The organism is Exiguobacterium sp. UBA3491, from assembly GCF_002377745.1.
Taxonomy (GTDB): domain Bacteria; phylum Bacillota; class Bacilli; order Exiguobacteriales; family Exiguobacteriaceae; genus Exiguobacterium_A.
Genome location: NZ_DFQK01000021.1, coordinates 182,217 through 205,489, shown reverse-complemented (window position 1 = coordinate 205,489; position 23,273 = coordinate 182,217). Strand labels below are relative to the sequence as shown.

Annotated in this window: 17 protein-coding genes and 1 pseudogene; 5 read left to right on the top strand and 13 right to left on the bottom strand. The window is 42.0% G+C overall.

Going from position 1 to position 23,273, the window contains the following annotated elements; translation table 11 throughout:
* Positions 1–23 precede the first annotated feature (23 nt).
* The gene (locus B4F99_RS07975; RefSeq protein WP_290756588.1) at positions 24–1,457 is read right to left on the bottom strand and encodes an ankyrin repeat domain-containing protein; all 1,434 of its coding nucleotides are present in this window, start codon (positions 1,455–1,457) and stop codon (positions 24–26) included.
* 404 nt (positions 1,458–1,861) lie between these two features.
* Here B4F99_RS07975 and B4F99_RS07970 point away from each other — a divergent pair, with 404 nt between their 5' ends.
* Positions 1,862–2,038 (top strand): hypothetical protein, encoded by a 177-nt coding sequence (locus B4F99_RS07970; protein WP_290756585.1) that lies wholly within the window; start codon positions 1,862–1,864, stop codon positions 2,036–2,038.
* Positions 2,039–2,090: 52 nt separating this feature from the next.
* Here B4F99_RS07970 and B4F99_RS07965 read toward each other — a convergent pair whose 3' ends face one another.
* From B4F99_RS07965 to B4F99_RS07955, 3 genes are all read right to left on the bottom strand, one after another.
* Entirely contained in the window at positions 2,091–2,603 is a 513-nt protein-coding gene (locus tag B4F99_RS07965) for a VanZ family protein (protein WP_290756582.1), read from the bottom strand.
* A gap of 155 nt (positions 2,604–2,758) precedes the next feature.
* Positions 2,759–3,778: a fatty acid desaturase gene (locus B4F99_RS07960; RefSeq protein ID WP_290756579.1), complete on the bottom strand. Its 1,020-nt coding sequence runs from the start codon at positions 3,776–3,778 to the stop codon at positions 2,759–2,761.
* 235 nt (positions 3,779–4,013) lie between these two features.
* Entirely contained in the window at positions 4,014–5,540 is a 1,527-nt protein-coding gene (locus B4F99_RS07955; protein ID WP_290756576.1) for an FAD-dependent oxidoreductase, read from the bottom strand.
* Positions 5,541–5,742: 202 nt separating this feature from the next.
* Here B4F99_RS07955 and B4F99_RS07950 point away from each other — a divergent pair, with 202 nt between their 5' ends.
* Complete coding sequence (locus B4F99_RS07950; protein WP_290756573.1) at positions 5,743–6,189, top strand: hypothetical protein; 447 nt, start codon at positions 5,743–5,745, stop codon at positions 6,187–6,189.
* A gap of 81 nt (positions 6,190–6,270) precedes the next feature.
* On the opposite strand, the gene B4F99_RS07945 is transcribed toward B4F99_RS07950, so the two are convergent.
* On the bottom strand, positions 6,271–6,831 hold the full coding sequence (locus B4F99_RS07945) for a hypothetical protein (RefSeq protein WP_290756570.1): 561 nt from the start codon (positions 6,829–6,831) through the stop codon (positions 6,271–6,273).
* Positions 6,832–7,196: 365 nt separating this feature from the next.
* Here B4F99_RS07945 and B4F99_RS07940 point away from each other — a divergent pair, with 365 nt between their 5' ends.
* Together B4F99_RS07940 and B4F99_RS07935 are read left to right on the top strand one after the other, a co-directional pair.
* A complete protein-coding gene (locus B4F99_RS07940; protein ID WP_290756567.1) occupies positions 7,197–7,631 on the top strand; it encodes a sigma factor in 435 nt (144 codons plus the stop codon).
* The gene (locus B4F99_RS07935) at positions 7,631–8,461 is read left to right on the top strand and encodes a tyrosine-type recombinase/integrase (RefSeq protein WP_290756564.1); all 831 of its coding nucleotides are present in this window, start codon (positions 7,631–7,633) and stop codon (positions 8,459–8,461) included. The genes B4F99_RS07940 and B4F99_RS07935 overlap by 1 nt, the downstream gene beginning before the upstream one ends.
* On the opposite strand, the gene B4F99_RS07930 is transcribed toward B4F99_RS07935, so the two are convergent.
* Positions 8,442–9,260: a tyrosine-type recombinase/integrase gene (locus B4F99_RS07930; RefSeq protein WP_290756561.1), complete on the bottom strand. Its 819-nt coding sequence runs from the start codon at positions 9,258–9,260 to the stop codon at positions 8,442–8,444. The two genes, B4F99_RS07935 and B4F99_RS07930, sit on opposite strands and share 20 nt — an antisense overlap.
* A gap of 230 nt (positions 9,261–9,490) precedes the next feature.
* Between B4F99_RS07930 and B4F99_RS07925 the strand changes: the two genes are divergently transcribed.
* On the top strand, positions 9,491–9,934 hold the full coding sequence (locus tag B4F99_RS07925; RefSeq protein WP_290756558.1) for a hypothetical protein: 444 nt from the start codon (positions 9,491–9,493) through the stop codon (positions 9,932–9,934).
* A 1,225-nt stretch (positions 9,935–11,159) separates the two neighbouring features.
* On the opposite strand, the gene B4F99_RS07920 is transcribed toward B4F99_RS07925, so the two are convergent.
* The 7 genes and pseudogenes from B4F99_RS07920 to B4F99_RS07890 form a co-directional block, all read right to left on the bottom strand.
* Positions 11,160–14,966 carry an Ig-like domain-containing protein gene (locus B4F99_RS07920; RefSeq protein WP_290756555.1) on the bottom strand — a complete coding sequence of 1,269 codons (3,807 nt, stop codon included), beginning with the start codon at positions 14,964–14,966 and terminating at the stop codon, positions 11,160–11,162.
* A gap of 874 nt (positions 14,967–15,840) precedes the next feature.
* Positions 15,841–17,007, bottom strand: a pseudogene (locus tag B4F99_RS07915) (nucleotide sugar dehydrogenase).
* 19 nt (positions 17,008–17,026) lie between these two features.
* The gene (locus tag B4F99_RS07910; RefSeq protein ID WP_290756552.1) at positions 17,027–18,754 is read right to left on the bottom strand and encodes a phospho-sugar mutase; all 1,728 of its coding nucleotides are present in this window, start codon (positions 18,752–18,754) and stop codon (positions 17,027–17,029) included.
* A 21-nt stretch (positions 18,755–18,775) separates the two neighbouring features.
* Entirely contained in the window at positions 18,776–19,735 is a 960-nt protein-coding gene (manA, locus tag B4F99_RS07905) for a mannose-6-phosphate isomerase, class I (RefSeq protein WP_290756548.1), read from the bottom strand.
* Between the two features lie 23 nt (positions 19,736–19,758).
* Positions 19,759–20,730, bottom strand: a complete 972-nt coding sequence (gene galE / locus B4F99_RS07900) for a UDP-glucose 4-epimerase GalE (protein ID WP_290756545.1) — start codon at positions 20,728–20,730, stop codon at positions 19,759–19,761.
* Positions 20,727–21,800 (bottom strand): hypothetical protein, encoded by a 1,074-nt coding sequence (locus B4F99_RS07895; protein ID WP_290756542.1) that lies wholly within the window; start codon positions 21,798–21,800, stop codon positions 20,727–20,729. Before B4F99_RS07895 ends, galE begins: the two co-directional genes overlap by 4 nt.
* Before the next feature lie 57 nt (positions 21,801–21,857).
* Positions 21,858–23,249, bottom strand: coding sequence for a sugar phosphate nucleotidyltransferase (locus tag B4F99_RS07890; RefSeq protein WP_290756539.1), 1,392 nt, complete (start codon positions 23,247–23,249; stop codon positions 21,858–21,860).
* Positions 23,250–23,273: the final 24 nt, after the last annotated feature.

The window sequence follows — 23,273 nt, the reverse complement described above, 5'->3', positions numbered from 1 at the left end:
CGAGAACGCCTGCGGTTGTTATGTTATAGTGTCTGCGCTGAGTTTTGCTTCAACAGCTCAATGATTTCATCGAGTTCATACTCTTGTGCCAACATAAGTGGCGTGAAGCCATCTGCGTTTTTAATCGTCGGATCAGCACCATGCTCAAGTAAGAGTTTGACTGTCTCTTTGCCTTCCCCTTCAACAGCATGATGAAGAGGCGTGAACTGATCGTCATCTTGTTGATTGACCTTTTCGCCTCGCTTCAAGTATAGGTCGACGAGTTCATCGTTGTTACTGAAGACTGCCGTAATGAACGGTCGCTCGCCGAACTCATTGACAGCATCGACATCACTGCCTGCTGCAAGTAATTCCTTAAAGACCGATTCAAGCCCCTTGCTCGACTTCCGGTAACCGAGATAATGCAACGCCGTATCGCCATCGGCATCGACTGCCTTCATATCACTTTCCGGAATCAGTCGATGGATATCTTCGAGCTTTCCTTTTTGAATCGCTGCCATCAATTCCGTCTCATTTAAATTCTGATCGTTCGTTTTTGCCGTCGCCGTATCGTTACTGGCTGCCGTTTGCGTTCCCGCTTCGTTCAGCAAAATCCCTGCCCCTGCACTGACGAAGAACATGACCGTCAGAACACTAAGACCGATAATGATTCCTTGACTATAACGTAGGAAAGGACGAGGTTGATCGAGCGGTTCACCCGTCAAGCGAAGCCGCTCCAGCATCGAGAGATTGGTCTGTAGCTTCTCATACAATAAGACAGAAAACGTTCGTTGCTGACGCTTCTCCGCCGTATAGGAAACGATATCCGTCGTCGCAAGAAGTATTGGACCGAGAATATCCTCAAAGATCGCTTGCCGAGCACATTGGTTGGATACAAGCGGTAGAACCATCTGATAACGAGTCCGTTCGCATGCCCGCGTGTAGGCCGGACGTAAAAATGGAACCCAGCTCCCGATCCAAAGCAACACCTGCTTTTCTTGATGATTTCGTTTAATACGTGCAAGTTCAAGCAGTAACTGGAACCGTCGTACCTCTGTCAATTCCAAATATGACGTCGGAAGGACGATCAAATACTTTTGAAATAATCCGATGACATGCGGTCGTTTCACATCGTTCTGGAAGTAGATTTCTGGCATCCACCACAGCTGCAATTGTTCTGTATGTATGCTGATTTGCTCGAATAATTTTGGGAACTGCTCCGCACTCAAGCGAACCCCTTCACTTCGAATCCGCGATACTCGTCGCCATTGACGTGACCACAGTAATAACAGCAGGATCACTAGCGCGAACATAGCATAAATACCACTCTCACCTGTTTCAAATACTAAGCCGATGATGCCACCCACTGTCAAAATGGCGACACCTAATAACAAACTAAAATAAGCGGTCTCTTTCCGTGTCACTGCTTTCCTGATCCGTTGTGCGGGATCGATTCGTTCATTCGTCTCCTGCTCCATACGTCATCTCCTTCATCTATCGTTTGATTCATCGTCTTTTTCATCCCTTCTTATCTTAACGGTTATTCCATCAAAGTTCCAAGGGAATACTTTTCCTGACATACCAAAAGAATATTCAGATAAATTATATTTTCAGACACACCTTGATGACGTAACTTTTTTCCTGAATATTCATTATATATGTAATAAAACTTCTGAAATTCTATTTCAGAAGTTTTATTGTTGATTTTTTAGCATTTATACGCAATTCACACAATAAAGCAACCTGTCATTTGAACCACTAACTTTTTATTAACAGGCGGGACAATAGTCACTCTTTTATATTGCGGAAAAATATGGAATCCCATATAATAACTAACAAGAAGAAGAATATGGGAGTGATAAATTTGGGATTATTTAATCTAATGAAAAAGGACTACACCGTCCAGTATCACGTATTACGCGGAGACGAGATCATCGGCACGGATCGATTGAATGTTCGAGCAGGCGATCATACGACAGCACGAAAAAAAGCTGACAACATGTTAAGAAGAGAATATGGACGCACTCAGTACAAAATCGAGTGGGTACAACGGTTCTAATCGCTAAAATAACCCATCGCCTCAATCCTAGGATTGGGACGATGGGTTATTTTCATGCGTGCTGTTGTTCTTGTTCGCGAACGATCCGATCGGCTTTCAAATAAAGACGGATGATAGTGTATAAGACGATGCCGACGAGTGCACCACTACCGTCGATCAGTACATCTCCAACGAGTGGTGTACGTCCGCCCGTCAACAATTGATGAAACTCATCCAACACACCGATCGTCATCGCCGTCGTGAAAGCAAAGAAGGCAGCTGGGAGTGTTGCATATCCTCGACCACGTAAAAAATGAACGAGACTGATCCCAAGAACGAAGAACAGACTGGCATGCATGCCTTTCCGAATGAAGAATTCAAGGAAGGCAGCAGGTCCGAGTGACGCGACGCTGATCGGGACTTCGTAATGGAACGACACGAACGAAAACGCATAGACCCAGTCGAGCGGCATATGTTGCGTCAAAAATGGAATCAGGGATTGTTGCTGATAGGTCATCGAACTGAAAACGAATAAGGAAAGTAAGATGGCTCCTCCTACATAAGCAGCAATGGGTATACGGCGCATCATGCACGCTCCTTTCTCTTTGTACATCCTACCATGGATGCTTATCGTGAACATACGCCAAAAGACGGACATACACTGCTCTCATTTACTTTTCATTCCCTCTTTTACAACTTATACAACAAAAACACCCCATCCATATGGATGAGGTGAAAAGCTTACAACGATGACGTTTTCGGCTCGCGTAAGAGGTGTTTAATATCTTGGAACGTTACGAACGTTCTGTTCTTCGCATCGTATAGCTTATACCGAAGCGATTTCAAACTCGAAAAGAGACCGATTTTCGTCGCCTTCTGAAGCGGTGGCGTCGAGACATGTGCTTTTTCGAGATGATAATTCGGGACACGTGGACTGAGATGGTGGACGTGGTGGAAGCCGATGTTTCCGGTCACCCATTGTAAGACCTTCGGTAGCTCGTAATACGAACTGCCTTCGATTGCTGCCTTGACGTAATCCCATTCGCTCTCATCCTCAAAGTACGAATCTTCGAACGTATGCTGGACGTAGAATAACCAGATTCCGAGGACACCTGCTGTGAACATCGTCGTGCCTTGGATGATCAGGAAGGCTTGCCAGCCGATGAAGTAGATCAGGATACCGTACAAGACGACGAGCGACGCATTGATGACGTGTGTGTTGATACGTTCTTTTTTGCGAGCATCCTTCCGGTTGAAGCGGCTCGAGACAAGAATCAACAAGAGTGGTCCAAGACCAAACATGACGAGTGGATTCCGGTACAGACGATACTTGAGACGTGTGAAGCGTGATGCTTCAATATACTCTTCAATCGTCATGACCCAGATGTCGCCGACACCGCGTTTGTCAAGATTTCCACTCGATGCGTGGTGGATCGAGTGCTCCCGTTTCCATTTCTCATACGGGAATAACGTCAAAATCCCAGTGATCGTTCCGACGATAGCGTTCGCCTTCTTATTTTTGAAGAATGAACCATGGGTACAATCATGGAAGATGATGAACATCCGGACGACGAATCCTGCAGCGAGGATTGCCAACGGGATCGCGAGAAACACAGATAGCTTCAGGGCCTCATATGCCAGAAACCATAGGACGAGAAATTGCAGAATCGTGTTGATCATCTGCCGGACGCTGGCTTTGATGTCCGCCTTCTCAAACGGCGATACCTGTTTGCGCAGCTGGGCAATCTTTTCTTTACTCATAGTGGTGCTTCCTCCTCGGGTTGTTTCAGCGTTCACGACGCTAAGTAAAATAGTGAAACTAAAGTATGAAGCCAGTGAGCGGTGGTCGTGACGGTGCCTCTACAACACGATTTAAAAGCGGCACTCTAATTGTTTAGCGCTAAAATATTTTTGTTACCAGGTAATTATATCACATATCATAAATCATCCACGGATTTATTCTTAAAATTAAAAAAGCAGAGACAGGCGTCTCTGCTTACTCGATCGATTTGAGTGGGTTAACGGCTGGTCCTTCTAGCACCTCTCCTGTCGGACCGAATCGTGAACCATGACACGGACAATCCCACGACCGTTCCGCCTCATTCCATTTCGTATCGCACCCCATGTGGGTACAGGTCGTCGAGACGAGATGAAGCTTTCCTTCCGGATCCCGGTAACCACCGACCGTTTTTCCGTGATGGGTGACGAGTCCACCTTCGTCCGGTTGTAACTCGTCGGCACTACGACGCGCTTTCGTCAGCTTTCCTTTGACCAGTTCGATCGCGACGTCCGCATTGTTCTTGACGAACTGCGTCGCATCCTTCGTTTTTAGCTTTGAACGGTTCGGGTCAAACAGATGCCGAAAACGGTTGGGTGTTCCCGTCAATAAGTCGCTGAGTAACAGTCCGGCCGCGATCCCATTCGTCATCCCCCACTTCGCAAATCCGGTCGCGACGAACACGTTCGGATCATTTGGCGTCATCTGTCCGATGTAGGGGATCTTGTCGAGCGTGATTAAGTCTTGTGCTGACCAGAACTGTCCGAACGATTCGACGTGGAATTCATGCTTTGCAAAATCCGCAAGATGCTGATACCGTTGCATCGTCTCTGTCTCGTGACCAGATAGATGATTCTCGCCGCCGAACAGTCCAAGCAGACGACCGTCTTCTGTCCGCGTGTGACGCAGAGAACGACTCGGTTGATCGGCACTCATGAACATGCCGTCCGGAAACGTCTCATCGACCTGCCCCGATACGATATACGAGCGATGGACTTCAAGTTTTGAGAAGTACAAGCCTTTGAAGTCATGGAACGGAAAATGGGTCGCGATGACGATCTTCTTCGCCTCAATCCGGTGACCGTTCTCAAGGATGACTGTCGGCGTCCGGTTCGATTCGAGCGATACGGCACGTGTCTGTTCATATAAAGCACCCCCTTGGTGGACGATTTGTCGGGCGAGTCCTTGAAGATACTTGACTGGATGGAACTGCGCTTGCTCGCGCAAGACGACAGCTTTTTTTACATCGTACGGCAACTTATCCCGAACTTCTTGCGTCGCTTCTCCACCGTTCAATCCCAATCGTTCATAGGCTTTTACTTCTCGTTCCATCGCTTGCTCTTTTGATGTCGCAGCGTAGAGATAAGCGTCCTGCGTTTCAAGTTCACATGCAATATCGAGTCGTTCCACCTGATGACGTAAAAACGTGATGGCTTCTTCATTTGCTTCATAATATAGTCGCGCCGATTCTTCACCGACCGTTTTGATTAACGTATCGTAAATTAAACCGTGCTGCGAGGAAACTTTCGCCGTCGTATAACCCGTCGTGCCAGCGGCGACGTCACCCGCTTCGATCACGGCGACATCATATCCTCGTTCAGTCAGTTGCATAGCCGTGACGAGCCCAGCAATACCAGCCCCGATGATGACGACATCATGCTTCGCATCTTGATCCAAAGTGGGATAAGAAGTTGCAGGTGTACTTTGCTTCCAATAAGATGACGGAAATCCGGACAAGTCAGACATCATAAAACTCCTTTCGGAAAACACGATAGGTCGACATGTTAAAAGTTCCCTGAACGATGCGAAAACATGCGTGAATCGTATAGTTTTAAAAAGAAGCTTTAAATAAGAGGGATTAATTTACTTTAATAAAAAATAAAATGGAATAATTAGGTTTAAAATCCTTTATACTAAGACTAAGAATCCTAAGAGAGGAGTCCCTTTTATGAAACTGAGTCGCCATATCATCGAAACCTTTCGTCGCTTTACCCTTGCAGCAAGTATTGATGAGTATGATTTAGCAAGCGTACTAGCAAAAGAAATTCCAGAACTGACGAATATCTACGTCACGATTCGACCGACACATCTTCATCTTCAAGCCGCTGTACCGTTGACCCGTTATGGTCTAGAACGCGACTTATCAGTCGAGTTGACGCTCCAATTGCGATCAGTCGATAAACGCACCATCACGTTCGAAGTCTTTGATGTCTGTCCTCATGATACCGAATCCTTTAATGAAACCTACCTCATTCGTCCACTTTATCTGCATTACGCAAACCGACTCCTGACCGTTGATCTTTCCTTCTATTTTCCTTTCCGTCATGCCCGTTACCGTTCGATTCGTCAAGTTAAACTTGAAGAAGGGTTTTTACTTGCCTATTTATCTCATTAAAAGAGCACCCTCTCCTACATTAGGCGAGGGTGCTCTTATCTGTTACGAACTCAATTTGTTGATTAGAAACTTCATTGGCTATCACCGATCCGTTGCAGACACACCAATCGCACGGACATATCCTTTTGTATCGTAGTCAAACCAAAGCAGTGCTTTTTTGCTGACGTTATAATAGTAGGTACCTTCTTGCTTGAAGTTGAGATACTTCTCTTTCTTAATCAGGAAAATCATCTTCGTCGGCACTTCGTCTTTTTCCAGCTTCTCATGCTGATCCGGTTTACCGAGTGTCTTCTTGACCTCACTCAACCTAATCTTCCGATCATCGAGCTTCGGTAACGTCATCAAGACACCGACATGCTCCGGATACTTCGCGCTAAAACGAAAATCCGAATACAGATTCTTTCCTTCCAACTTCCCGAACACACAGCAGTCCGTTTCGTCGACCCCATAACTGGCGTCTTTTCCTTTGACGGTGAAGCGATCATACAGTTTTGCCTTCGCGTCCAGCAATGTTCCTTTTTCTGCTGCTGCGAATTGTTTCTTTAAGTACTTGGCGTTTGACATGGTTTTGGCATCAATCGAATTCGGGACGAGCACCACCAGCATCATGACGAATAATACGAGTCCTTTCATCCATTTCATTTGACGATTCCTCCTTTGTCACGGATTACGACAACTGTAACATTTATCCATTTCTATTTCATCACTATGTTTCAAATAACATCAATCTAATTTTGAAATTTTTTTCTGAAATTTGATGCTGAATTATTCCGAACACCCTAGCGGATAAGTAGAGTTATCCTGAAAGGGGTCGCGACAGAATGCGGGTTTATCTGAAGCGAACGGATGGAATGACGAAGAATTACATCGCTTACGCTACTTAAAAGTTAAAGAAACCGTTGGCATGATTGAAGAAATGGAGCCTTGCATCGAGCGGATAACTCTACTTATACTAAAACTACCGCGGAATACATACCAGATATGCATATCTGAAGAAACGGATACCCATGAACGACTTACTACGTAACTGGATGCCCCTCGTCAACTCCCTTCTGTCCCGCCTCTCGATCCATCCGAACGAACATGATGAATGCCGGCAAGCTGCCCTCCTCCGACTTTGGAAATCGATTGAAGAAGGAAAGGTCATGACTGTCACCTTCGCCCGGATCCGAGCAAAAGGGGCGATGCTCGACTACCTGGCGACCCGCAACCGGACGCTTTCAACGGAAGTCGCAGTCGAGACGATGCCAGAACTCCCTCGCACCCCGAACGTTTCCTTTCATTATCTCCTCAGTGAACTCAAGCGTGATCTATCAAACAAGGAATACACGTTTCTTGAAGCCTTGATGCACGGAACGGAAGAGACGCTCGGTTACTCACCGGCGCGACTTCGTTCATTGAAGTCGGAACTCCGGCAGAAAGTCCAGTTTCTCCTCGGATGATGACGTATTATCAAGAACGTCTCCTCGCAATCATCGAACAGGCGGACTATCGTCCCTTGACGAAAAAAGCCTATCGCTCGGACGTCCGGCATTTGTGTTGCCACGTCAAACGAATCGATTTTCCGTCCTTACAACGTTACGGTAAGTTTCTGCGCGACACATACGCACCAGCGACTGCCGCTCGACGTCTGCACGCTCTCTCGATTTTGTTCGATCACCTCGTATCAGAACGTTCACTCCAGACGAACCCCCTAGCACGCGTCAAAAAACCGGTTCCCTCGCCTTACCGGCGACTTGCCTTCACGTATGATGACGTCCATCGTGTCCTTGAGACGATTCGTGATGAGACCGTCTACGCCTTTAGCTTCCTTCTCTTACACACGGGTCTGCGGTTTTCGGAAGCCCGTGACTTGCAACTCGCAGACGTTGACTTTGCGCGCGATCAGTTACTTGTTCGGAGTGGTAAAGGCGATCAATCACGTCAAGTTCCGCTACACCATGCGTTAAGTCGGGTCTTGACGCGTTACATCGAAACGATTCGCCCTGATGCCCTTCCACTGTTTTGCGAGGACAGCGGTCGACCCGTCAATCTGGCAAAGTTCCGCCGTTTCTTGAAGGAGGCAAGTGAGCACTGTCTCGGACGGATCCTGCGACCGCATGACATCCGGGTCACGTTTGCGACGACCCTCTATCACGTCCACCAGACCGATATTCTGACAATCATGCGGTTGCTCGGTCATAGCGACGTCCGAACGACCCAGCACTATGTCCTACCGTCGCACGACATTGCCCATACATCGGTCAACCGGCTCAAGCGGACAGACGATTGAGGACATCCCGCACATGGTTCGTCTGACTACGGATGTATCCTTCCGTCGTCGCGATGCTAGCGTGACCAAGCAATCGCTGAATCTCGAGCAGCTTTAGTCCTGCCTGCTGATACAGATAGGTTGCATAGGCGATCCGCAACATATGAGGACGAATATGACGTTTCAGATGTATGAACCCTACCTCGCGCAACGCTCTTCTCGCTGCATGTTCATTAATCATCCGTCCCGTGACGGACTGAAACAAATAGCCCGTCATCCGACCTGCGAGAAAGGCAACGATCTTATCACGGAGTGCCTCCCCGATTGGAATCGTCCGTGTACGTCCCCCTTTCCCGTAACGGACGTACAGTTCACTTTTCACCACATCGAGATCTTGCACCGTCAACAAACGGGCCTCCATGAAGCGGAGGCCCGTTTGGCTGAGCACCTCGAAGAAGAGGCGGTATGTGGCATCCGAAATATGTCGGATCACTGGAATTAATTCTTCACTATCATGATACGTCTCATCTTGAAAATGTTGATGGACGATCGGACGGATTTCGTCCATCGGATTCTTTTTAAGGCGTCGCCGTTCGACGAGGACGTTCTCTAGTCGATGTAAGACATGATAACGTCGCAAAATCGTCGACGGCTTATAATGGGCTTTCATCCACTGAAAGTAACGTTGTAAGGACGCGACTGACCAGTCGACTTGATGCAGGCGCATCTGCCGGAGATCACTTCGGTACGCCTTAATCGTATGGGCTGTCTTTGAGAAATCCGTCAATAAATAGTGATCGAGATAGTCATAGTGGGTCATGGGTAGTTCCTCCTTTGTATGGTGATAGATGATGGAACACACGATTGATTTTCTATGGAATATCAAGAAACGCTTCCCCTAAACGATCAATGAACGAAAACCAAAAACAAGGAAAAAAGTTACAATCGTATTGAATCTACTTTCTGTAGAACGGTAGAGAACGCATACCTTTCTTTACCCTGAACGACAGAGCATTGATTCCATCCACTCACAAACAAAGGAGCTTACATATGAATACGGATAACGACTATCTTGGTAACCCCTCGGATATTCTCGTCACGATGTATGTGACGGAAGAAGATTTACGCGATATCATTGCGATTGAATTCAGAGACTTCTGGCACCCAAAACTACGCATCACGCCACACGAGCTCGTGATTACCGGATCGACCGTCTCAACTGAACATCGCTTCGCCCATCATAAACCGTTCACCCTCACGATTGCCCCGTTTCGCATCCGTCATAACATCATCTCGTTTCATATCTATGACATCAGCCCAGCATCCCAAGAACAGACGATTTTGAATCTGCTAAAGGCAAACCCAAATTTGTCTTACAGTTATCACATGATTCATGTCCATCTTCAACCATGCGACTTCGGAAATCCGTTTTTCCATACGCTCCAGTATACGAAATTAATGGATCATAAAATCCTCGTCGGTCTCCATCTATAATCCACACATTTTCGCTTTATCCTGGTCATCCAACTATTATTTGCAGAAAATGTATATGATTGAATAAAAAAGGGTATTCAAGTTACACCTTTATTATTCGATTAAACATTACACATTCGTCTCATCATCTAACGCTTGGTTATGGGGAAATCAAAGTGTTGGATTAGTTGTTTAACTCCCCCAAAAATTTACTCGAAATAAAGGCGACACACTGATTGATCATCTAGTGTGTCGCCTTTTAAGCTTCATTCTTCACTTTTAGCCAAAACTGTTTACTTGACTACCACATGCATTGTCTCCGTATGAGCTGGTCGTTGAACATCAGGATGATATATTGATTGTGACCTGACGTGGTAAAAGTATGTACCTGGTGCACTTGTTTTCGTTTTAATCTTTAAAGCTACCGGTTTATCGCCATCTAATCTTGTAAAATAAGACCACACTTGCTTCTGAACACCTTTTGAATCAATTCTGAACATTAAAATCGCTGTAGCTTGACGTTGATCGTCGCGATAGGGCGATTTAAGGAGTCAGGTGTGATGCGTCGATTTACCGACACGCTCTTGACTCCAAATATAAGCATGTCGTCTAACACCTTTATTGTATCCATCATTACTAGGAAAACTTAATTGTGTATATCCCATAGCAACGATTTTCGCATCTGCTTTTGGAGCATAGGAGAATACACTTGTAATACTGATACTGATTAGAAGGATCACTTGAATAATTTTTTTCATAAATTCCCTCGATTCTATTCATTAGCGGTATGTTTAAACCTAATTGATTTTACAATAAATAGTAATTATAAAAAAATAACCCTTCTTAATAGTAGGTCAATTTTTAATTATGATTTGGATCTAATCTATTCGCTGTATACAATTAAAATAACAATTATAAATAGTCAATAAATAATACCGCCATGACACTTGCGGGTGCTAATATTCATAGAAATACCAAAAAAGCGGAACTTCTATTGAAGAGAACTGATCTTTGTGTTCAATACTATTTTCAAACATATCGTTCAGCTATCACGTCTGTATTTCGATCAAAATTTCCATACAAATTCCCGAAATCTCACCTCATTTTTAACGAAAGAAATGGATTGACGTTAAGCCAATCCATTTCGATAGTTTCTATGAGGAACATATTTAGATAAATCTATAACTCTTTGATGAAACCGATTATAGAGTGTTGCTTTTTTACTACTATTTCAAATCATTCTCGTTTACTTGACCATAATTTTAATTTTAACACTGGTTCCGTTCCTAGCCTTATCTTTTACAGAATAGGTTAGAGCATACGTTCCTTTTCGCTTGGTATTTACGCTACCTGTCACTTTAATTGACTTTGTTAAAACACCATCAACATTATCTTTTGCCGTGATTCCCGTTTTGGGATTAAATGACGACTTATATTTTATTGTCTTCGATTTAGCACCCGAAATGATTGGTTTGACATTGTCTTTGACTATAATTTTCCGTAGAGTCGTCACTGTGTTTCCGGAAGCATCACTGACTTTATACGTCAGTACATATACACCAATCTTCTTGACATTGACAGTACCAGATATTTTGATGTTTTTCGTGATTACACCATCGATATTATCTTTTGCCGTCACATCGTTCTTCGCATTAAATGAGCTGTTCAAGTTAATCGATTGATCTTTAGCGCCTGAAATCACAGGTTTGATCGTATCCTTGACCGTCACATTCCGAATCTGTTTAGTCTCGTTTCCAGCTTTGTCTTTTACGCTATATGCCAGACGATACAAACCTGGTTTTTTGTTGTCGACTTTTCCAGAAATTGAAATTGATTTTGTCAGGTCTCCGTCCGTCTCATCTGCAGCCGTCACTTTGACTTTAGGATTGAAAAGCGTTCCCGCTTCAATCGTCGTATCTGTTACCCCTTTAAGAATCGGCAACATCGCATCAAGTGCCTTCAACGTCAGGACGTCACTTTCGTTTCCTGAAGCATCAGAAACAGTAAATATGAATTCTACACCTGTTTTTGGTAACTCAATAGAAAAACTAAACTTGCCGTTAGAGTCAGCTGTCGTTTCCATCGTTTTCGTAGCATATATCAACTGGACTTTTGCTTTCGCTTCTGTAGTTCCAGTAATTAGAACTGAACGATTGGTGACTTGATTGACTTGAAGAGGCGGTGCCGTTCTATCGGCTACAAGTACTGTGACAGCAGAACTGAGATTGCCCGACGCATCCATTGCTGTAATTGTTAACGTTGTTCCTGCAGTTTGCTTTGGAATCGTCACTTCATAGACGCCCGTAGCGTTCGCCTCCGTCGTGCCGATTACTTTCTCCCCGACCTTGACAGTGACAACCGCCTTCGCCTCCGTCATACCACTGACCGTCGTCGTTCGATCCGTCACTTCGTTCACCTTCGGTGCCGGAGGTGCCGTCACGTCTTTGACGATCGTCTCCGTGGCTTCACTATTGTTCTTCGCAGCATCCGTGGCGACGACGGACAATTTTGTTCCACCCTCTTGACGAAGAATCGTCACTTCATAAGCGCCCGTAGGATCCGCCTCCGTCGTGCCGATTACTTCCCCCCCGACCTTGACGGTGACAATGGCCTTCGCCTCCGTCATACCACTGACCGTCGTCATTCGATCCGTCACTCCGTTCACCTTCGGTGCCAGCGGTGCCGTCACGTCTTTGACGATCGTCTCCGTTACTCCACTGTTGTTCTTCGCAGCATCCGTGGCGACGACGGACAATTTTGTTCCACCCTCTTGACGGGGGATCGTCACTTCATAGACGCCAGTAGGATTCGCCTCCGTCGTACCGATTACTTTTTCCCCGACCTTGACGGTGACAACCGCCTTCGCCTCCGTCGTACCACTGACCGTCGTCATTCGGTCCGTCACTTCGTTCACCTTCGGTGCCAGCGGTGCCGTCACATCTTTGACGATCGTCTCCGTTGCTTCACTGCTGTTCTTCGCAGCGTCCGTTGCGACGACGGACAGCTTCGTCCCGCCTGGCTGAAGTGGAATCGTCATCTCATAGCTACCTAACTCGTTCGCCTCCGTCGTCCCGAGCACCTTCTCCCCGACCTTGACGGTGACAACCACCTTCGCCTCCGTCGTACCACTGACCGTCGTCGTTCGATCCGTCACTTCGTTCACCTTCGGTGCCGGAGGTGCCGTCACGTCTTTGACGATCGTCTCCGTGGCTTCACTATTGTTCTTCGCAGCATCCGTGGCGACGACGGACAATTTTGTTCCACCCTCTTGACGAAGAATCGTCACTTCATAAGCGCCCGTAGGATCCGCCTCCGTCGTGCCTATTACTTCCCCCCCGACCTTGACGGTGACAATGGCCTTCGCCTCCGTCATACCAATGACCGTCGTCATTCGATCCGTCACTTCGTTCACCTTCGGTGCCAGCGGTGCAGTCGCGTCCTCTACAATTACTTTAGTTTCCTCGCTATCGTTTCTAGAAAGATCCGTTGATACTACTAACAATTTTGTACCAGCTTTTTGTTGCGGAATTTTAACTTCAAATGCACCATTTGAATCAGCTATACCATATCCTTGACTACTCATTTCTACATTAACACTTATAGTCGAAAATGGTTCAGCTACTCCACTCAACAGAACTGATTGATCAGTTACTTTATTGACTTTTGGCGGAGAAGGAGGCGTTTGATCAACTACTACTACTTTAGCTATTTCACTAATATTTCCTTCAGAGTCAGTAGCAGTAATATCAAGTTCTGTCCCTGCACGTTGAAGCTCAATTGGAATATCAAATTCGCAATAATAATAACCATCTCTCAATGAGCTAGAATTAAGATTTGCTGTTCCTGTACCTATCAATTTTGATTCTTTTTTTACTTCAATAGTTGATCCAGCTTCAGCAATACCTTTAATTGACGTGGTAAAATCAGAAGTTGTACTTAGTATGACAGGTTTCAAAGGAGGAACATAATCGGCAGAAATCACTTTTGTTTCTCCACTCTTTATTCCATTTTTAGTAGCTTGGAAATAGTATGTAAATCTTCCTGGATTATCTAAAATAATTGCAAAATTACCATTTGAATCCACAAAAGATCTTCCTATACCTCCACCAGCCTCATAAGGATTAGTAGTAGTATAATAAAAATTAATAACTGAGTCTGGCTCAGCATGCCCACTAACCACTTGAGTTTTTGGAGAAATTTCAGATGTTATCACTGGGTCGCTAAGTGTAAATATTGTATGTAAATCCTTATTCATTGAGTCTAAATATGAGGTGAAATTTATATTATTATTTAACTTTAAGTCATCATTTCCGTCATATATTCTTTGAGAAATATCTGATATATTTACTGTATTCCAAAAATTATTTTCAATATTGTTTACTTTTGAATCGTAAGAATTAAGGCTTACAACGTTAGATTCAGAACCTAAAAAATTATTGTAATTCAAAGAAATCATTCTATTTCCATTAATTATTAATTGATATTCTCCTAAAAATGTATTATTTTTTATAACTGTATTATCTTGAATAATGACTGGTAAAGTATTTGAAAATGTGTTTCCTTCTAATATAGAAAATGAACCGAGATATGCATAATTTCCATAGTAAAGTTCATTATCTAACCATCGACCAGCTGAATCATCAATCCAAGAATTCTTAATTTGAACTGGTGTATCCGTCCACATAAAAAAATATCCACATCTAAATAATTGGCTATTTGTAATGTTCACCTGTCCTTTTTTAATTGCGTTTCCTCCATAAAAATTCACTCCAAGAACTTTTACTTTTTCTTTTTCATCACCTGTAATATTTAATTCTCCAAAGACAGATAACATTTTTCTATTCCCGTTAACTATGACACCTGGTTCTATAGTGAGTTTACCACCAACTTGCAAATCATCGATTAGGTTATATGGTGAACCTTCCTTAGTCCACACTGTGTCAGTTTTTAATATTCCTCCAACAGGGGTTCCGGCGTTTGCTTCAACGTTTGTATTTATATTATATAAATTATAAAGAAAAAACAGCATAAGAAACCATGTAGTTTTTTTCATAAAAAAACCTCCTCATTTTTATATAAAGCATTTTTTAAGTGTTCTCATCATTAATAACCTTAAATATTGATCATTTAACTACTTGTATATTTCTCTTTTCTATTTCACTAATCTCGTTTTTCAATATTAATTTTACACCTCGAGTGTCTCTCTAAATTGTTATTCTCAGTTTTATTTGGAGGGAACTACTCTTTATTGGACTTACCATACTATAAGTCGTATTATTTATAATTCAATCTAATGTTTCATTCATTAAACTCTTTTCTTAAATCGTTTATCATCGAAATATATCTTATTAAACTGTACATTTAAAAATTCTGTATTCTTCACTTGAAAAATCATCCATCAGCTTAGCTTTTGACTCCGGTTTATAGCGCGAAATTTTATTGAAATGATGCCTGCCAATCGATACAAATTGCTTCCATTCATCATAAAAATACATATAAATCTTTTACTGAAGAAATCGTTTTTTTAGAAACTAGGCTATTGTCAGCATAATATTTTTTTATTCACTTCCCATTGAATCTTTTAAATGTTAAGAATAAATACTAATTTGTAACTCCTTCTAATGAAATAATTAACATTCTAAAAATAATAAAAGTGAATAAATAGCATAGTATGCTCTGATTGAATCGTGTTGCTCTTCATGATTACCCCCAAATTACAAAGTACACACTTTCCCATTATAAGTTAATTTATTCCTATTAACCTATTTTAGAAAGAAATACTTGATCACCTTTTAAATATCTTAATACAATAATCTAAATTTAAAACTATAAAATTTATGTTATATAAGATAGAGGTTCAGAATCCTGTACGTTTTTCCTGTACGATCTGAACCCCTATTTTGAAATTTCTCGAATATACACGCATATTAGTCTCTACTATACAAATCTCGTGTATAAACCTTTTCTTCCACATCACTCAACTCTGGATGCATCCGGTTCGAAAGGATGATATCCGATTCTTGTTTGAATGCTTTCAAATCACGGATGACGCGTGAGTTATAGAATGTGTCTTCCGTCAAGACTGGTTCGAAGACTGTCACTTCGATGCCTTTTGCTTTGATCCGTTTCATGATGCCTTGGATTGATGAGGCGCGGAAGTTATCCGAATCTGTCTTCATCGTCAAACGATAGACACCGACGACTTTTGGATTTTGTCTGATGATCGTATCCGCAATGTAGTCTTTCCGTGTCCGGTTTGCTTCGACGATTGCTCCGATGATGTTGTTCGGAACATCCTCATAGTTCGCAAGTAGCTGCTTCGTATCTTTCGGTAAGCAGTATCCACCGTATCCGAACGACGGATTGTTATAGTGATTCCCAATCCGGCTATCGAGACCGACACCTTCAATGATTTGCTTCGTATCTAAATTTCGTACTTCCGCATATGTATCAAGTTCATTGAAGAACGCGACACGCATCGCAAGGTAGGTGTTCGAGAAGAGCTTGATCGCTTCTGCTTCCGTCGAGTCAGTCAACAAGACAGGAACGTCTTTCTTCACTGCACCTTGCAGTAATAAATCAGCGAATTGTTGCGCACGCTCTGACCGTTCACCAACAACGATACGCGATGGATACAGGTTGTCATGCAATGCTTGTCCTTCACGCAAGAACTCTGGTGAGAAGACAATGTTCGGCGTATCAAATTTTTCTTTTAACTCCTGTGTATAACCTACAGGTACCGTTGATTTGATAATCATCGTCGCATCCGGATTAATCGCAAGTACCGTTGCGACTACACTTTCGACTGTCCGTGTGTTGAAATAATTGCGTACTGGATCATAATCTGTCGGAGTCGCGATAACGACAAATTCTGCTTCTTTATAAGCTTCGAAGTTATCCGTCGTCGCGTGTAAATTCAATTCCTTATGTTGAAGGAAGTTTTCAATTTCTGCGTCAACGATTGGTGATTTACGGTTGTTAACCATTTCAACCCGTTCTTTAATAATATCAATCGATGTGACTTCATTATGCTAGGCAAGTAATACTGCCATCGATAGACCAACGTATCCTGTTCCTGCTACCGTGATTTTCATGTACTTTACACTCCTTTATTTATATCGTCACACCATTCATGATACTCATGAATTCTTTTTTTAGTTTATCAAGTGTCTCGATGCTTGATACAAGGTCCTGTTCTTTTACGCTAAAATAGAACTTAATTTTAGGCTCTGTACCAGAAGGGCGAAGTGTAATCCATGCCTCACCTTCTAAGTGTATCTTCAATACGTTCGATGTCGGCAAGTTGATATGAGTGGTTTCTTTCGTTTTAAAATCGATGCTTTGACTTAATAGATAGTCCTCAATCATCACGACTCTCTTACCTGCAATTTCATTCATGGGTGCTTGTCGGACTTGTTCCATTATTTCTTGAATTTGCGTTGCACCATCTTTACCTTTTAACGTCAATGAGATGAGATCTTCTTGGTAGTACCCGTATTGTTTCATTAAGTTAAGTAAGGCATCATACAATGTCATTCCTTGTTCATGATAATATGATGCGACTTCTGCAATAAATACAGCGGCTTGAACAGCATCTTTATCACGAACGAATTCTTTAATCAGATAGCCATAGCTTTCTTCATAACCAAACAAGAACGTATTTGAAGATTGTTTTTCAAATTGTTTAATCTGTTCTCCGATGAATTTGAATCCCGTTAATGTATCAATTGTCTCCATACCATAATCAGTAGCAATTGTACGACCAATCTCAGAAGTAACAATCGTTTTTAAGACAGCACCATCCACAGGAAGATTGCCTGCTCGCTTTTTCTGTTCCAAGATATAATGTAACATCAATGCGCCCGTTTGATTTCCTGTTAATACTTCATATTGTCCTTTAGCGTTCTTCACAGCAACACCAAGTCGATCTGCATCTGGATCAGTTGCGAGTAATACATCCGCATCATGTTCTTTTCCATAACGAATCGCATATTCAAAAGCAACATGCTCTTCTGGATTCGGCGAATCGACAGTAGAGAATTCTGGATCTGGAGTCATCTGCTCTGTTACCAGAATGACATTCTTAAAACCAAATCGTTTTAGACCTTCTGGAACAAGATGGTGCGCTGTTCCGTGAAGTGGAGTAAATACGATTTTCATATCTGCCTTTGTAACTTTTCGCAATTGAAGTGTATCAAGTGCAGCTAGATATGCTCGATCAAACTCTTCACCAATCATTTGCAACAAACCGGTTTTCAAAAGCGTTTCGTATTCCACATACGGAATCACTAATTCATTCTCAACCTGGCTGATATACGATGTGATGATTTCCGCCATCTCAAGCGGCATTTGTCCACCATCTTCTGCATAAATCTTAATTCCATTATACTCAGGTGGATTATGACTTGCCGTGATGACAATGCCTGCAAATGTATTCAGATAACGAATCGAGAAGGATAACTCTGGCGTCGGACGTAACGCGTCGAAAACATACGATTTAATATTGTAATGTCCTAGCACTTGAGCAATTTCCATCGCAAACTCTGCTGATTTGTGACGCGAATCATACGCAACGACTACTCCACGTTGCATTGCTTCTTCACCTTGCTCAACGATATAACGAGCAAGTCCATCGATTGCTTTACGAACGGTGTAGATATTCAAGCGATTTGTACCGACTCCTAGTTCGCCACGCATCCCGCCCGTTCCAAACTCTAGTGCTTTATAAAAGCGCTCTTCTAATTCTGTTGGTTGATTTAGGATGTTATTCAGTTCTGCTTTCAATTCAGAATCAAGATTGTTATATGTATTCCATTGTTGTGCCTTTTCAAGATAGTTCATACTTTCCTCCATCATACGTGATCAATATTTACGACCGATTTCACTTGTAATCCACTCCATTTTTCCAGAAGCAACGATAACGTCACTCGTCTCCCTAGTAACGATTAAATGATCACCTTTTTTTACTTCTAGTGACTCATCATCAGTTGTTAAAACGCCTACACCTTCAATAATCGTTATTAATGAGAATTGATTGCGTTTTGGATATGAGTATCCCTTGCTCACATGATGGTGATACACATCAAATTCCGGTGATTGAACGAGAGTACGAATCGTTCCAGCATGAACCGACTTCTTAGTAGGTTGCGCAAGCACTGGGATATCAGGAACCGTTGTCACAGCAAGTGCTTTCTCTAAATGAAGTTCTCGTTTATCACCCTTATCATCTGTTCGATCAAAGTCGTATACACGATACGTAGTGTCACAAGATTGTTGCGTCTCAAGAATCATGATTCCTTTGCCAATTGCGTGAATCGTTCCACTTTCGACAAAAACAAAATCACCTTTCTTAACAGGTTGTCTTTTTAGCAAATCAGACCATTTTTCGTTAGCAACAGCAACTTCTAATTCTGCTCTTGTCTGAGCAGTATGACCAAGAATTAATTCCGCACCTGGTTCAGCCTCAAGCACATACCAACATTCTGTCTTACCAAAACGCTCTCCTTCTAAGCTATATGCTTGTTCGTCATTCGGATGAACTTGTACAGACAAATCGTCTGTAGCATCCAGTATTTTAACGAGTAGAGGAAATGTTTCATGAGTAAAGTCACCAAACAGTTCTTGACGATAGTTTGCCCAGAGTTCAGATAATGTATGCCCCGAATAAGGACCATTATTAATTGTATTTTCGCCATTTTGATGCGCCGAAATTCCCCAGCATTCACCAATCGTACCGTGAGGAATTTCATAATCAAACTCTTCTTTAAGTCGTTGACTTCCCCAAATACGTTCTTGAAAAATGGGTTCTAATTTTAGTATCATGTCTTCTCCTTATGTACAGTAGATTAGTGAGTTTTCACTTCGTAGTTCCAAGCATGCTGTATAATGTCATCTAATGAATATTTAGGAGTCCAGCCTAATGCGTCTTGTATCTTTTTAGAGCTAGCTACTAATTGCGCTGGGTCCCCTTCACGTCGAAGGCCTAATTCAACTTGAGCTCGGTTACCCGTTATTTTTTCAGCACTTTGAATGATTTCTTTGACAGAATAACCTTGACCGTTGCCTAAGTTATAAGTTTCACTTGTGACTGTATTATCTAAAAGAGCTTCTAACGCTAAAATATGAGCATCCGTCAAATCACACACGTGAATGTAGTCTCGAATGCAGGTTCCATCAGGTGTATCATAATCTTGACCGTAGACAGTTATTTGATCTCTTCTTCCATTCAGATGTTGTAACACGATTGGAATAAGATGTGTTTCAGGATCGTGATTTTCTCCAATTGTCTGATCGGGATGAGATCCTGCGGCATTGAAATACCTTAACGTTACATAGTTCAATCCATTCGCTTTATGTAAATCAGATAGTATTTGCTCGACCATCAATTTTGAATGACCATAAGGATTAATTGGTTGAACAGTCGTACTTTCAGTAATAATTGATTCTTCGACTAGACCATATGTTGCTGCAGTAGAGGAAAACACAAAGTTTTTAATTTGATAAGCATCCATTATCGATAATAAGTTTAAAGTGGCACTTACATTATTCAAATAGTATTTAATTGGATTAATAACTGATTCTCCAACTAGACTATTTGCCGCAAAATGCATGACTGCCGATACCGTATACTCATTAAAAATTTCTTTCAGAGTATTTGTATTTCCGAGCTCACCTTTAATAAAAATAGCGCGAGAATCCACAGCAGAGAGGAATCCTGTTGATAGGTTATCTAAAACGATCACTTTTTTATTTTGGTTTAAAAGCTCCTTCACTACATGACTACCTATATAGCCTGCTCCGCCAACTACAAGTATCATTTTTTCACCTCTTTAATTTTTTCTTGCAAATCATTAATTAACCGATTGAGTCCCTCATTAGTAGATTTAATTTGAATCGTGTCTTTCCATTGGCTGACTACAGCTGAATTAAAGGTTACTTGTGACAACTCTTCTATCGAAAATGATTTACAATAATTTTTGGATTTCAATTTATTCATAGTAACTTGATCTTCAATAAATGATGCTCGATCTAAAAGAAGTATCCTACTCTTTCCACACAATGCCTCACTTACCGTACTCCATCCTGGTTTAGTCATAGTAAAATCAGCAGCTGCTATATAATTTTGTGTTTCTATATAGTCATCGGGTATTTTGAATACATTTGGATGATTAACATCTATATGAGAAGAAACAATAAACTTACAATTTTCATTCGACCATAGGAAAGATTTATTGCTTAATTGATGACTGTGGTCGATTTTCATTCCTAGTCCATAAAAAATGATTGTATCTGTAGGAGAAGTCTTTAACTCACTCTTTATTCTTCTCACTTCTTCTTTATTTATTGCACGCGAAAAGTAATCGTATGTATTAGTCGAGTTGATACTACCTTCTAGCTGAAGAAAATAACTCATTTTACTGTACGCTCTCTTCATCACCTTGAGCTTAGACTCTTCAATCACGTTTTCATAAACATCGCTCCACAAGAAGTTCGATATACCGATACTCAAGATATTTAATTCATCAGCTGCTTCAATCGCATTTGAGTAAATATCTGATATGACACAAGATATTTGATTTTGCTTTAAAAAAATTATTTCGTCTTGGATTTTTTGAGGACGAAAATATAAATACTCGTCATAGATTTTTCCCATTTTTTCAAAATCTAGTTCTAAAGTATCTAAATTCAAGACGTACCCAACATCCGTCGGTACAACGCGGAGAGTCACCCGATTGTCATCAAAGGATTTTATTAATAACTCACTAGCAAAGCTATGACAGATGGTAATCACCATCTTCGGATTTCTTTTCAATAATTCTCGAATGATTGCAATGCTACGTGTAGCATGCCCATATCCGTAATCTGAAATATAATAGGCAATGTTCATATATTTCCTCCAAACAAAAACTGGGGAGAAGCATAAGTTCTCTCCCCAATAAAAGAATTAGTAAATCACGCGAGATTCGGATTGATTGAAGCAAGAGAGAACATCTGACCACTTATAATGGATACGTACAAAGTCCTCTTCTGTAATCTCAAGACCTGTCTGTACCTCAATAAACTCTAATTCAGAAAGTGCATAAATACCGTGTTCCTTACCAGCTGGCAAGTGAACGATGTCACCTGCTTTAACTCGAGTGATACGTCCATCTACTGCTAAGTCTCCTTCGCCTCGAACAATCGTCCACACTTCATCTCTCAGGATATGACGATGATACGAAGAATTACGTCCAGCATAGATACAAATACGTTTCGTGACCATTTCTTTTTGTTCATCGTATTTTGCGTAGTCAAGAGTGCGGGTCCAACCCCACATTCGTTCTTCATACATTGGCGGTTGATCATATTGTCCGATATAATCTTTGATTTTCGGACTAGCCTCTTTTTCAGACACCAAAATCCCGTCAGGGCTGGCCGCAATAACTAGATTTTTTACTCCAATTACTGTCACAGGAATGTCTAGTTCATTTATGAGATGAGTATTTTTACTATCTTCTGAAATGATACCTTTACCAATTTGAGACGTTGCCATCTCTTCTGTCAGCGTATTCCACGTCCCAAGATCTTTCCAGTAGCCGTCGTAAGGCACTGCGACGATGTTTGTAGTTTTTTCAACTACAGCATAATCAAAACTGATTTTAGGTAGTGTCGCATACATATCTAGTAGTTCTTGATAATTTAAAGGCAGATTATTTTCTTCGAGTGTTTTCAGTAAATAGCCTAAACGAAAAGCAAATACACCACAATTCCAAAGGGCTCCTGACTCAATTAATGCAGCCGCATCTTCTTCAGAAGGTTTTTCTGTGAACTTTTGGACTTGGATATGATTATTAAAAATAGCCGAATTCTTTGTAGGTACCATATAACCGTATTTCGAAGAAGGATAAGTTGGTTTCACACCCATTAATGCTAAGTCAGCATCCGTAGAGATTAGCGTTTTTTCTAGCACTTTGACCTGTTCAAAAAATTGATCATCTACATAAGGGTCGACCGGTAAAACGACAACCACTTCATTCTCATCTATATTTTGTACAGAGTATAGATAACTTGTAGCAAGGGCAATCGCAGGATATGTGTCACGACGCTCAGGTTCAATGATTAACGGAACGTTCTCACCAATTTGAGCATGAATCATATCTCGTTGCATTTTAGAAGTCGCAACCATCGCATCATTCGATAAACCTGTAGATTCAAGTTGTCCCCAGACACGTTGAACCATTGACTGTTCCTGTAATTTTTGGCTTTCAAGCACTTTCAAAAATTGTTTCGAACGAGTATCGTTCGAAAGAGGCCACAGTCGTTTACCCGATCCTCCCGATAGTAGAACAAGTTTCATATCACGCTTCCTCTTTTCTATATT